The organism is Candidatus Methylobacter favarea (genome assembly GCF_902806695.1).
Taxonomy (GTDB): Bacteria; Pseudomonadota; Gammaproteobacteria; order Methylococcales; family Methylomonadaceae; genus Methylobacter_B; species Methylobacter_B favarea.
Window position 1 is genome coordinate 1 of the sequence record NZ_CADCXN010000045.1, and the last position, 13,033, is coordinate 13,033.

At 52.4% G+C, this 13,033-nt stretch carries 13 protein-coding genes; all 13 read right to left on the bottom strand.

Annotated elements, in window-relative coordinates:
* Positions 1-224 precede the first annotated feature (224 nt).
* Complete coding sequence (locus tag HUX64_RS04385) at positions 225-1,205, bottom strand: HEAT repeat domain-containing protein (RefSeq protein ID WP_174625022.1); 981 nt, start codon at positions 1,203-1,205, stop codon at positions 225-227.
* Positions 1,202-1,429, bottom strand: a complete 228-nt coding sequence (locus HUX64_RS04390) for a 4Fe-4S dicluster domain-containing protein (protein ID WP_174625023.1) — start codon at positions 1,427-1,429, stop codon at positions 1,202-1,204. Before HUX64_RS04390 ends, HUX64_RS04385 begins: the two co-directional genes overlap by 4 nt.
* 9 nt (positions 1,430-1,438) lie before the next feature.
* Positions 1,439-3,169: a fumarate reductase/succinate dehydrogenase flavoprotein subunit gene (locus HUX64_RS04395; RefSeq protein ID WP_174625024.1), complete on the bottom strand. Its 1,731-nt coding sequence runs from the start codon at positions 3,167-3,169 to the stop codon at positions 1,439-1,441.
* Positions 3,170-3,186: 17 nt separating this feature from the next.
* Positions 3,187-3,849 carry an amidohydrolase family protein gene (locus tag HUX64_RS04400; RefSeq protein ID WP_174625025.1) on the bottom strand — a complete coding sequence of 221 codons (663 nt, stop codon included), beginning with the start codon at positions 3,847-3,849 and terminating at the stop codon, positions 3,187-3,189.
* 139 nt (positions 3,850-3,988) lie between these two features.
* On the bottom strand, positions 3,989-4,867 hold the full coding sequence (locus HUX64_RS04405) for an ATP-binding cassette domain-containing protein (RefSeq protein ID WP_217426424.1): 879 nt from the start codon (positions 4,865-4,867) through the stop codon (positions 3,989-3,991).
* Between the two features lie 36 nt (positions 4,868-4,903).
* The gene (locus HUX64_RS04410; RefSeq protein WP_174625026.1) at positions 4,904-5,704 is read right to left on the bottom strand and encodes an ABC transporter permease subunit; all 801 of its coding nucleotides are present in this window, start codon (positions 5,702-5,704) and stop codon (positions 4,904-4,906) included.
* On the bottom strand, positions 5,701-6,861 hold the full coding sequence (gene ssuD / locus HUX64_RS04415) for an FMNH2-dependent alkanesulfonate monooxygenase (protein ID WP_174625027.1): 1,161 nt from the start codon (positions 6,859-6,861) through the stop codon (positions 5,701-5,703). Before ssuD ends, HUX64_RS04410 begins: the two co-directional genes overlap by 4 nt.
* A 128-nt stretch (positions 6,862-6,989) precedes the next feature.
* Complete coding sequence (locus HUX64_RS04420) at positions 6,990-7,970, bottom strand: sulfonate ABC transporter substrate-binding protein (RefSeq protein WP_174625028.1); 981 nt, start codon at positions 7,968-7,970, stop codon at positions 6,990-6,992.
* A gap of 62 nt (positions 7,971-8,032) precedes the next feature.
* Complete coding sequence (gene ssuE, locus HUX64_RS04425) at positions 8,033-8,605, bottom strand: NADPH-dependent FMN reductase (RefSeq protein WP_174625029.1); 573 nt, start codon at positions 8,603-8,605, stop codon at positions 8,033-8,035.
* A 25-nt stretch (positions 8,606-8,630) separates the two neighbouring features.
* The gene (locus HUX64_RS04430) at positions 8,631-10,112 is read right to left on the bottom strand and encodes an OprO/OprP family phosphate-selective porin (RefSeq protein ID WP_174625030.1); all 1,482 of its coding nucleotides are present in this window, start codon (positions 10,110-10,112) and stop codon (positions 8,631-8,633) included.
* 54 nt (positions 10,113-10,166) lie between these two features.
* Positions 10,167-11,210, bottom strand: a complete 1,044-nt coding sequence (locus tag HUX64_RS04435; protein WP_174625031.1) for a sulfate/molybdate ABC transporter ATP-binding protein — start codon at positions 11,208-11,210, stop codon at positions 10,167-10,169.
* Positions 11,211-11,243: 33 nt separating this feature from the next.
* Positions 11,244-12,125, bottom strand: a complete 882-nt coding sequence (cysW, locus tag HUX64_RS04440) for a sulfate ABC transporter permease subunit CysW (protein ID WP_174625032.1) — start codon at positions 12,123-12,125, stop codon at positions 11,244-11,246.
* Between the two features lie 10 nt (positions 12,126-12,135).
* Positions 12,136-12,963, bottom strand: coding sequence for a sulfate ABC transporter permease subunit CysT (gene cysT, locus HUX64_RS04445; protein WP_174625033.1), 828 nt, complete (start codon positions 12,961-12,963; stop codon positions 12,136-12,138).
* Between the last annotated feature and the right edge of the window lie 70 nt (positions 12,964-13,033).

Below are 13,033 nucleotides of genomic sequence, written 5' to 3' on the forward strand. Positions count from 1 at the left end.
TCAATTTCTGTAAAAACTTGGCTTGCAATTGGGGAGGAGTCCCTATATGACTCGACGCGATTTCGTAAAGCCTGCATTTTCACTACGCAAAAAACGCTCCGTGAAAACACATGCCCTATCGCTTCTGCTCGAGGCCTGTCTTGAAGTTTTCAACTGATTTTAGACTGATTTCGATAATACATTCGCAGCTTCCTGAGCATGGGAACCTTAATCAGAATCTTATTTCATGGCCTCGCATGTAAAGTCATGACTTGGTTGTAGGCCAACCGTGCCGCCTTGCGTACGTCAGGATCAGGATCCTGAGCGGCTTGCGCGAGTGCGGCTTGCGCTGAAGGATCGGCGATTTCTCCCAATGCCAGCGCCGATTCCTTGCGCACATTGCTGACAGCGTGCCTGAGCAGCTCGATGAGGGCAGGCACGGCGTTGTTATTTTTAATGCGACCGAGGCTGCGCGCCGCCCTTAGATTGACCTGCCAGTAGCTGTCTTCCAGGGCTGCAATCAGCGGTCCGACCAGCTCAGAAGAAGCGATTTTTGCCGCCACAGTCGCGGCTTCCTCGCGTACTTGCCAATCGGGGTCAGCCAGCGCGGAGGCAATGGCTGTAAAGACGGCAGGGGCGGTGGCGAAACCCAGCGCACCGATTGCGGCCCGACGCACGCCCGGATCAGGGTCGTTTTTTGCCAGCAGGATAAGCTCAGGCTGTGCGGCAGAAGCCTTGAGCCAACCCAGTACGGCTACGGCTTCCCGGCGAACGCCGGGATCAGGGTCGTATAATGCCTGGATGGCGGGCGCTCCGGCTGTCGGCAGGCGCAATTCCCGCAGCCCGCGAAAAATGGCGGTGCGCACGCCGGCATCCGGATGGGATGAGCGATTAAGCAAAAGGTAACCGATGGCCTGGTTTTTGACCGCGCTCAGCGACAGAGCGGCCGCTTCGCGCACGCTGGGATCGCTATCCTCCAGCGCCTTCAGCAAGCCTTCGACGACTTCGGGGCTGTCCCGGGATTCAAGCGACTGGGCGGCTTCGAGTCGGACTTCGCCGGCAGCGTCGGTTAATGCCTGTATCAGGAGGGCTTCTGCGATGTCAGGGTCGGCTTCATCGACTAAATCAATCAGGGCAATCCGCCTGACAGCGGCATCGCTATTGATCAAACGAGCCGCAAGGCCCGGGTCGAGTTCGGCAGGAAAGTTGATAGTTATCGTATTCATCGCAGCAGATAGGGAATGTCCACATGAATCGCCTGCGTCGGGCAATCTTTTTCGCAGGGCAGGCAAAACCAGCATTCGTCATATTTCATGACCGCCTTGCCGGTGCTGAGGTCGATTGCGAGAACGTCGAGCGGGCAGGCGTTAATGCACACGGTGCAGCCTTTATCGGCGATGCATTTGTCCAGGTTGACTTTAACCGGAAAATCGATGGGGTTGTAAGACATAGTCACTCCTTAAGTAGACGCGGCTTCTGATTTAATACGCAAATGCTGATAACTGTATTGTTCGGTCGCTTCGGGCGGGGCCAGGTAAGGTTCCAGCGGACGTTTGAACACCGTCATATCACCCGTCGGCGATTTTTTGACTTGCACATGCACTTGCCATTCGCCGCCGCCCGCTTCCGGGAAATCCTGGCGATAGTGATAAAGTCCCCAGCGGCTCTCGGTACGGAATAAAGAGGCGCTGGCGGCCATTTCGGCGCAATCCAGAATAAAACTGACCTCGGCAGCCCGCATCAATTCATGCGGGTTGGATGCCGTCATCTGTTCCAGATCGGCGCGGATTTCTGCAAAGCGGGCGAGGCCCAATTCCATGCGCCGCGCCACTTTAGGCGGCTGTAGGTAATCGTTGACCAGACGCCGCAATTTGTATTCGACTTGCGCCGGAGCCCGACCATGCTGGCGCGTGAGCGGGGCAAAGATACGCTCGCGCTCGGCTTCCACCTGAACCTCATTGACTTCCCCCAGTTCGGCGGTAGCGCAGTATTCCGCTGCCGATTCGCCAGCCAGTCGGCCGTAGACGAACGCGCCCAGCATGTAGTTGTGCGGCACGCAGGCCAAGTCGCCGGCGGCATAAAGCCCAGCCACCGTGGTTTCGGCGCGCTCGTTCACCCACACGCCGGAAGCGCTGTGGCCGCTGCACAGTCCGATTTCGGAAATGTGCATCTCCACCATATCCTGCCGGTAATCGGTGCCACGCCCTTCATGGAATCGGCCTCGGCTGGGGCGTTCATTGCTGTGCAGGATGGTCTCGATGTTGGCGATGGTTTCTTCGGCCAGGTGGTTGACCTTGAGGAACACCGGACCCTTGCCGCCGGCCAGTTCCTGGTAGAACTCCTGCATCATCTGCCCGCTCCAGTAATCGGATTCGATGAAGCGCTCGCCTTGGGCATTGACGGTGTAGCCGCCCATGGGGCCGGTGACATACGCGCAGGCCGGGCCGTTGTAATCCTTGATCAACGGGTTGATCTGGAAGCACTCGATGCCCGAAAGCTCCGCTCCGGCATGGTAAGCCATGCTGTAACCGTCGCCGGCATTGGTGGGATTTTCGTAAGTGCCGAACATATAACCTGATGCGGGCAGACCCAGTCGGCCAGCCGCACCGGTGCACAGAATCACCGCCTTGGCCCGGATCACCATGTAAGCGCCGCTGCGACAATCGAACGCCAGCGCCCTCGCTACCCGGCCGTCCGCGTTGGTAAGCACCCGGGTTGCGACCAGACGGTTGGTGATATTTATCCGCGTTTGCTTCAGTTTCCGGTATAAAACTTTCTTGATGTCGTGTCCTTCCGGCATCGGCAGCACATATGTGCCCATGTGATGTACTTTTTTCACCGCATAATCGCCGTTTTCGTCTTTCTCGAACTTGACGCCCCAGCTATCGAGCTCTTCGATCATCGAAAAGCTGTTTTCGGCATAGGCGAACAGCGTTTTTTGGTTGACGATGCCGTCATTGGCGACGGTGATTTCCCTGACATATTGCTCAGGCGTCGCATAGCCCGGAATCACGGCGTTATTGAGTCCGTCCATGCCCATGGAAATGGCTCCGCTACGCTTGACGTTGGCTTTCTCCAGCAGCAGGACTTTCAGTTCCGGATTTTTTTGTTTGGCTTTGATCGCGGCCATCGGCCCTGCGGTGCCGCCGCCGATCACCAGCACATCTGTTTTTATTTCAACTGTATTCACAACATATTCCTCAATTTCTAAACATCAAGTTTTAATAGACGGACCGCATTGTCGAACAATACGGCATCTAATACCTGTTCGGTTAATCCCAGCGCCAAAAAATCCTCGACAGTCCGGCCCATGGCGCGGAAAGGATAAGACGTACCAAACAGCAATTGATCGCGCATAAAACCGTTGGTCGCCTCGACATACAAGCTTCCGCCCGGCAAAAAAATGTACATATCCGGAACCACATAAACGTTCTGAGAACGGAACGCCACACCAATCATTTCGCCTACGTAAGGATAAAAACCGTGGTAACAAACGATAGATAAATTGGGACTCACCACCAGCGCCGTCCATGCCGGTTGCGAATAGATGTAAACGTTTTTGATCGGATTACCATTAGCCTTGGCAAGCAAGGCCGACAAGCCGGCCGTTGAGCCAAAATCGGTCGAGTTGCTGTTGAGATATTCCAGTGCTTTATTGCTGCCCTGGCTTTGCAGCCAGCGAACGGCTATACCGTCTTTTTTAAAATCCTGTTCCAGCCAGCCAAAATGTTTCAACACCAGGCTAGACGGTGAGTGGTAAGCCCAATCAACACGCAGTTCCTTGATCGGTTCATCTGCAAAACTACTGAATGACATAAACATCAGGGCAACCGTTGCAAAAGACCGGATCAATTTCGGTTTGGTAGTCATGTTTGTTCCTCTTGTGCTGCCGAAGTTACTCGGGCAGTCTTGTTTTGTCGATCAGAATAAGTATAGGTGCGGATTTGCCGTCGGCAGGGTGTCCCGTCATCATTAAAATGACTAACTAACCGTGCCTCGATGCCTTGATTTAATCGGAGGCGGCTGCAGTTTCAGAAGCATCCGGGGCCGTTAAAATGCGTTGTAAAATTTCCGCTTCCAATTGACATAATTGGGCGTTGCCTCGTTGCCGGGGGCGAGGCTGGTCTATGTCCAGGTCCAGATCGACTTTGCCTTGATCGAGCACAATGACCCGGTCGGCCAAGGCGACTGCTTCGGCAATATCATGGGTGACCAGAATCGCGGTGAAGCCGCTTTCAAGCCAGATCCGTTCAATCAGACTCTGCATCTCTATCCGCGTTAATGCATCAAGCGCGCCCAGCGGCTCATCCAGCAGTAATAATCGGGGTTCGTGAACCAGAGAGCGCGCCAGGGCGACGCGCTGCCTTTGTCCGCCCGAAAGCACGGAAGGCCATTCCTCTGCACGTGTTTCCAGTCCGACCTGCTGCAAGGCATCCAGGGCCTTGGGAAACTGGTTTTTTTTAAGTCCCAGGCGCACATTGTTCATCACGCTGTGCCAGGGCAAAAGGCGCGCTTCCTGAAACATGAAGCAGACATCTTCATTAAGTTTGTTATGCACTTTGCCATCGTAAAATACAGTGCCTTTATTCGGCTGCTCCAGGCCCGAGATCAACCTTAATAAGGTACTTTTGCCGCAGCCGCTGCGTCCGACAATCGCGATGAAAGAACCAGGTTCAATGGAAAGATCCAGATTTTCCAGTACCTGTAGGTCACCGAAGTGTTTGCTCAGGTTTTCTAGCCTGATTGTAATGCCGGGAACGGTGCTTGGATCCGTCGTTTTAACCGCCGTTATTTTAGGTTTGCTGCGGTCTTTGAGCATTTCTACAACAGGGCCCGGTTTAGAACCGGATAAAGGATTGACGCTAATTTGTTTCACAGGTAATGACATGACTAATTCCTCCGGTATGAAAATCTGGCGGGTTCCTCAGCTATTCCTGAAGCCCGGGTGCCATTGAAGTAGTCGTAATTCCAATAAATGCGCGCCGGTATCGGCCAGTTTGCCCAACAAGGCATAAAGCAAGATAGCCAGCACCACGACATCGGTCTGCATGAATTCACGCGCATTCATCGCCATATAGCCAATGCCTGAGGTGGTCGCAATGGTTTCGGCGACGATTAAGGTCAGCCACATAAAACCCAGTGCATAGCGCAGCCCAACCAGAATCGAAGGCAGCGCGCCCGGGAAGATCACCTGGCTGAACAATTGCCAGGGGCCAAGCCCATAAACACGGCCCATTTCCAGCAATTGTGGATCGGCGGTCTTGATGCCGTGATAGGTATTGATGTAGATCGGAAAAAATACGCCCAGTGTGACGAGAAATATCTTGCCTTCCTCACCGATGCCAAACCAGATGATCACCAGTGGAATCAGCGCCAGATGCGGCACATTTCTGACCATTTGCAAGGTGGTGTCCAAAAAGCGATCAGCCGGCCGGACCAGGCCGTTGAGCAAGCCCAGAACCAAACCGATCACGCCGCCGTACAATAACCCCCAGCCTGCGCGCGCGGAACTGGTGGCAATATTGCTGGCCAGTTCGCCCGATAGCGTTAAATTGATCGCAGCGTGGACTATATCCGTTGGCGACGGCAGTATCCGTAAAGAAATCCAGCCATTGCGTGCGGCGATTTCCCAGAAGACGATCAGAAACGCCGGCAACAACCAGCCGGTGAGATTTTTTGTCAGCTTGAACCAGACAGACAAGGCAGCGATGCATAATTTTTTCATGAGGCGGCTCCCCTTGATTCGGAAGTGACATCAACATGGCCGGTATCGCCTACCGGGCTTAAATGAACCACGGCGCCTTCCCTGGATTTTGCTAGACTGACCGGCAACAACGGAAATAATAATTCAGCGACCCGGTAGGCTTCTTCCAGATGCGGGTAACCTGAAAGAATAAAATGTTCGATTCCCAGAGCGGCATATTCCTGCAAGCGGTTGACGACTGTTTGCGGATCGCCCACCAAGGCTGTGCCGGCGCCGCCGCGCACCAGGCCGACGCCAGCCCACAGGTTGGGCGAGACCTCCAACGCTTCCCGGGTGCGCGAGCCGCCCCATTGAGTCAATTCCGCCATGCGCCGCTGGCCTTCGGAATCGGAGCGTTTGAAAGCCCGTTGGGCGCGCTCGATCGTAACGTCATCAACATGTTTGATCAGTTCCTCAGCGGCAGCCCAGGCTTCCGCTTCGGTTTCCCGCACGATAACGTGCAATCGGATGCCAAAGCTGACGGTTTTTCCGTGTTCTTTTGCGCGCGCCCGCACATCGGCAATTTTTTCGGCGACTTGCGCGGGCGGTTCGCCCCAGGTTAAATAGGCATCGACCTGCTCAGCGGCAAATATATGCGCGGCTGCAGAAGAGCCGCCAAAATAGAGCGGAGGGTGCGGTTTTTGAACCGGTGGGAACAGCAACCGTCCACCGTCAATTTTGAGATGTTTTCCTTCTAAGCTAACGTCTTTTCCTTCCAGCAATTGCCGCCAGATATCAAAAAATTCCTCGGCATGGTCATAGCGTTCATTGTGCGCTTGATAGATGCCGTCTCCCGCCAGCTCGGTTGCATCACCGCCAACGACGGCATTGATCAGCAGCCGCCCTTCGGAGAAGCGGTCCAGTGACGCAGTCATGCGGGCTGCTGCAGAGGGTGAAATCAGCCCCGGACGCAAAGCCACCAGAAATTTCAGTCGGCCGGTAACGGCGACTAGGGAGGATGCCACGATCCAGGCATCTTCGCAGGTTCTACCGGTGGGTACTAGCACGCCCTCATAGCCCAGTTCGTCCGCGGCGCGGGCGATTTGGGTCAAATAGTGATGATTGACGGGCCGGGCGTTGACGCTTGAGCCCAGATACCGCCCGTCACCGTGGGTAGGTAAAAACCAGAAAATTTTCATTGTTTATTCCTCATAACTTTATGTGGGGGCTATGTCCTCGTCGCGATTCAGGCTAGGCTGATTTTAATCATGCGGCAAGATCGTAGCTCCGTGTGTTAATTTGCCTAAAAGCATGGCCAGGCTGAAATTTATAGGGATTGCCTGACCGCATCTTTAACCACGATGGATTTGAGGATTAAGCCGATGTCATGGAGGGTGTCGGCAATTTTTTGCTGAGCGGCAATCACCTCCGGTGTCAGGTATTGGGGGCCATAGCCGCTTCGTCTTATGGCACGTTCCAGAATTTTCGCATCCACTCGGGTCGTGTCCGCAAGCGCTTTTGCGGCATCTGCCGGATTAGCTTCCACCCATTTGTCGGCTTTACGAACTTCTTCGAGAATGCTTTTGACAGCTTCCGGGTATTGATCGGTAAAAGCGCGTCTCGACAGATAGAAAGCATGGTTATCGACGATACCCTCACCATCGGTCAAAGGCCGGGCGCCTGCCTGTATTTCTGCTGAAGCATAGAAGTAATCCCAGACCGACCAGGCATCGACATGGCCTTGTTCCAGCGCAGAGCGTGCATCGGCCGGGGCTAGATAGATGAGGATAATATCATTCAAAGTCAAGCTGGCTTTGGACAGCGCTTGAATCAGGAAATAATGCGAGTTGGAGCCTTTGGCGACTGCGACCTTCTTGCCTTTTAACTCGGCCACGTTTTTTAAAGGCGAATCGCCTTTAACCAGCAAGCCCTCGCCTTTGGGTGAGGCTGGTTCATAGGCAACATAGACGATCGACGAACCGGCTGCCGCTTGGGCGAACACCGGCGGTGTTTCGCCGGTAATTCCGAAATCCACCTTGCCGGCGTTCATCGCTTCCAGCAAGGGTGGACCAAATTGAAATTCCGCCCAATTGACCTTGACACCATGCTCGTTTAGACGCTTTTCCAGTTCGCCGGTGGCTTTCAGAATAATCAAACTGCCATATTTTTGATAACCGACGGTAACTTCATCCGGCCAGCCTTTATCGGCGGCATGAGAAAATGCTGGGAATAATGACAAGCTGCTTGTTAATAAGGTAAGTAGAGCGATGAAAAGCAACGATTCATGAATGGATTCTCTTCTGGTCATAGTATTTTCCTGATCTGATGATGGTAAGTTTTTTGAAAAAAGGTGCTTTAGCTTTTGCATGGTCATGCCAAGCTTCTGTCCAAAAAGAGTACTTGATTTCTGATCAACCTGGCTTCATGCGCTAACGTATCAACTTGTTCGTCAAACCTTAATGCAATTTCTTTATCAAGATTTAATTGCCCAAGACTATCTCTTTCAACCTGATAATCAGCGATATAGATGCCATTGAGCACTTGGGTTGCGCCCAGTGCAAACAGCACCGGTTTTAATGCGTAATCGATCGCGAGCAGGTGTTTATCCGAACTGCCCGTTGCAATCGGCAGCACAACCTTACCGGCTAAAGCTTTATGGGGCAGTAAATCCAATAAGGTTTTTAATGCGCCGGAATAAGCAGCCTTGTAAATGGGCGTGGCAATAATGACGCCAGTTGCTCTCTCAAGCTGATCAATAATTTTCTTTAAATGAGGGTTATTTTCTCCTGCTCCATAAACCAAATCGTGAGCCGGAATATCCCGCACGGAAAATAAATTTCCGGTTAGGCCTTGTGCTTCCGCCCGTGCTAGTGCCTTTTGTAGAAATTCAGTTGATTTCGAATTCAAAGCGGGACTACCCGCAATCGCTATAAGTTGGGTCATGTGTTTAATACTCCTGAATGATTCATCAAAAAAATAGTTGTAAACGGCTTTGAACAAGACTTTCAGTGTCCCTGTCGCCTCTCAAAATCGTGCCTCCATCAAAACTGGTTTGCGAGTAATCAACCTGGGCTTTTATGTGCTTATTCAGATACCAATTCAGACCGACTTCCCAGGAACTGGCCTTGCGGGCAGAATTATCCAGGCTGGCAAACCCGGCAAAAACGACGTCCTCCACATTTAATTCATTGTAACGGGCAGCAACTTCGAATGCGCCCCATTTGCCCTTAAACGGATTAAAGTCATTGTAGGGTTTAACGCTGACGCCGTTCTGCCACGTGGGGTAATTACTGAGGTAATTGTGCAGCTCACCGGTGAGTACGTACGAGGCGGCTATTTGCCAGGCGCTGTTATCGATACGCGCTGCTTGACCCGCCCCATTCTTGACCTCCTGAGATGTCAGGACATATTCACCTAATAATCCAAAAGAATCCCAGCTATAGTACAATTGTGGCGCAATACGGTATCTGTCGCCATTCGCTACCACGGTACCGTCATAATTGAAAAATACTTGCCGTCCAGCGCTTCTAAATTTTTGGCTCGCTAAAGAGCCGCTCTGATCACCCGAGGTTGCTGCAATACCGATTCTTAAATCGCGCAATCCCTCTACTTCGGTACGATTAAAGGGTGCCAGAAAAACACGGCCAAAAAACTCTTTATCGTCCGATGGATCGAGATTGGCGGCATCACCACAGCAATCCTTTACGCCGTTACCCACACCGACTTCATACTCCACTAAGCCTGAACTGATATCGCCGTAAAATTGAATGCCGTTATCACGGTCTGGAACCAGATTTTCGACCAAGCTGCGTTCTACAAAAGTAAGAAATGGTGCGCCGTTAAAATGCTCAAGGCCGAACGGTACCAAAAAACGCCCGCCGCGGATCGCTAGTTCCGGCATTAATCTATAGCTAATCATTGCGTCAAGCAACTGTGCGTTGCCGCCGCCAAACTCTGTCTGAAAAAAGTAATCGAAGTTTTTGTACAGCTTGCCGAGTAACAGCAATCTCGCCCGACGCAGTTCAAAAGTATCGTCAGTAACCGGCGTGGCATCACTTTTATCATCTTGAAAAAATCGGGAGTCAGCCTGGATTAACCCACGTAGTTGTAAAGAAAAATCCTTGTCGGCTGATTCAAACTTAAAACCATTGCGGCTGACATCGTATGTGGGTGATTTTTTCGCAGCTTCCGCTGTATCTTCCCTATCAATTTCCCCTTGTCTTTGCAAAATCTTTACTTGTTGATCCAAATGATGAAGGGTTTCATCAACAGGCGCCGGGTTGCTTTCAGAAGCACTCAAACGTTTTTCAAGCAGCAGTATGCGCCGCTCCAGCGCATTGATTTTGGCATCCTTGTCCAATTCGGTAGCGGCTTCAACCGGTTGAAGGCTATTGACGCCTAATAAGCTGTTAATGGCTGCGGACAGCACTAAAACCTTTGTTCTTTTCATGGGGTTTCTCCCTGGCAACAGAACCGCCGGTTGTCCGGTAAATTCCTTTAAGAATTAATGAAACCAATGCGCGTGGCGTATCCGCAGCTCAACCTTGTCGCCTTTACTCAATTGCAAACGCTTGAACTGATCATTGGGCATTTCCGCATAAACGGCTGCATTGGAATCAGATGAGCCGTTTTTAATCAACTCAATGCGAATCAATGAACCTAAATGTTGCCAGTTTTTCAAGGTTACAAACGCATCGTTATCGGCTGTTGATTTTTGAATAACAATATCATGAGGACGAACATGCGCAATCTTGCCTTCCTGGTGAGGAGTCAATAGTCCTGCTGCTTCCAGCCAGTCGGTACCCTGCTCGTCCAGATCAAAAACATTGGTCTGGCCGATAAACTGCGAAACAAAAGCATTGGCAGGATGATCATAAATATCACTGGGTGAACCTTGCTGTTCGATGCGTCCGTTATTAAGTACGACAACTCGATTGGCCACTTCCATGGCTTCTTCCTGATCGTGGGTAACAAAAACGCTGGTGACATTCAATTCATGATGCAGGTTGCGCAGCCAGAACCGCAAATCCTTTCGTACGCTAGCATCGAGCGCGCCAAACGGCTCATCCAGCAATAATACTGACGGTTCAACCGCCAATGCCCGGGCCAGTGCGATGCGCTGCCGTTGCCCGCCGGAAAGCTGATCGGGAAACCGGTCATTGAGCCAATCCAGTTGCACCAATTCCAGCAGAGCATGAACTTTTTTAACGATTCCGGCTTCACTCGGTCTTTCCTTGCGCGGCTTGACTCTCAAGCCAAACGCCACGTTATCCAACACGGTCATATGCCGGAACAAGGCATAATGCTGAAACACAAAACCGATATGACGATTTTTGACCGGTTTATCGGTGACCTTGTCGCCTTTTAAAAAGACATCGCCTTGATCGGCTTGTTCGAGACCGGCAATGATGCGCAGTAAAGTGGTTTTACCGCAACCGGAAGGCCCCAATAAGGCCACCAATTCACCTTCTGGAATGTCAAGATTGATATCGTCGAGCGCGGTAAACGCGCCGAAATTTTTACTGATATGGCTTACGCTAATACTCATGATGGGTTTCTCATAAATGGTTGATTGCTTGCGCTATTCCCCCGCCGGTCGGGATGCTTTTAAAGCCTGACTTCGTTTCCATTCCAGGATGGTTTTAAACACCAGGGTCACGATGGCCAGGGCTGCCAGCAGGGAAGCGCAGGCGAAGGCGCCGACGAAATCGTATTCGTTGTAACTGACTTCGACGTGCAGCGGCAGCGTGTTGGTGAGGCCGCGGATATGCCCGGACACCACCGAGACGGCGCCGAATTCGCCCATTGCCCTGGCGTTGCACAGCAGCACGCCGGTCAGCAGAGCCCATTTGATATTGGGCAAAGTAACTTTGAAAAAGGTTTGCCAGCCACTGGCGCCCAGCGATAAAGCCGCTTCCTCTTCTTCATGACCGATTTCCTGCATCAGCGGTATCAGTTCGCGGGCAACAAATGGAAAGGTCACAAACAAGGTGGCCAGAATTATCCCCGGCACTGCGAAAATGATCTTGATGTCATGTTCGGAGAGCCAGGGCCCGAGCCAACCCTGGGCGCCAAAAATCAGCACATAAATAAGACCTGCAATTACCGGCGATACCGAAAACGGCAGATCAATCAGCGTAATCAGCAGGCTTTTTCCGCGAAATTCAAAGCGGGCTATCGCCCAGGCCGCAGAAACGCCGAATACGGTTGTCAGCGGCACCGTGATCACTGCAACCAACACCGTCAGCCGCATCGCTGCCAGGGCGTCGGGATGAGTCAGACTGGCGCTGTAGGTCGACCAGCCCTTGGCAAAGGCTTCAATCAGCACTGTCGCCAGCGGCAACACCAGAAACATACCCATAATACCCAGGGTGAGTCCAATCAAGGCGTATCGAACCCAGTCCGGATCCGCTAACGTGAGCTTTTTTGAAGCAATAAAAGGAGTTGCAGAAATTGCATTCATAACGTATCTCTCACAGTTGTCCGGAACGGCGGCGTACCCACCATTGCAGTCCATTGATCAGTAACAGCAGCACAAACGACAGGATCAGCATGGTCATACCGATGGCGGTTGCCCCGGCGTATTCGTATTGTTCCAGTTTGGTGATAATCAAAAGCGGCACGATTTCCGAGATATAAGGCATATTGCCGGCAATAAAAATCACCGAACCGTACTCGCCGACGCCGCGGGCAAAGGCCAGTGCAAAGCCGGTAATTGCTGCGGGCAGGATATTGGGCAGAATGACTTTGATAAACGCCTGTAGCCGGGTGGCGCCGAGGCTGGCTGCGGCTTCTTCCATCGCGGTATCCAATTCCTGCAGCACCGGCTCGATGGTGCGTACCACAAACGGCAGTCCGATAAAGATCAAAGCGACGACAATGCCCAGCGGCTTGTAAGCAATTTGTATTCCGAAGTTATCCATTACCAGTTTGCCAACCCAGCCGTTAGCTTCGTAGATCGTTGCCAGCACGATACCGGCCACGGCAGTCGGCAAAGCGAAGGGCAGATCAATCAGCGCGTCGAGCAGCCGCTTGCCGGGAAACGTGTAGCGCACCAGCGACCAGGCGATGATAAAGCCGAACAGGGCGGCCACGGCGGCGGCAATCAGCGCCGACCCAAAACTGACGCGGAATGAAGCCTGCACACGGTGGTTACTCAGAATCGCCCAGTACTCGTCGAGGCTTAGCTGCATCGATTTCAACAGCAGCGCGCTGAGCGGAATCAGCACAACCAGGGCCAGATAAACCAGGGTAAGGCCGATGGCCGGGCGAAATCCCGGCATGATGTTACTTTGGGGCATGTTGGTAATCTTTTGTGTAGGTTGGGTGCCGGATGTTGGGTTAACGAAAAAGCCGTTAATCCAAGCTGCG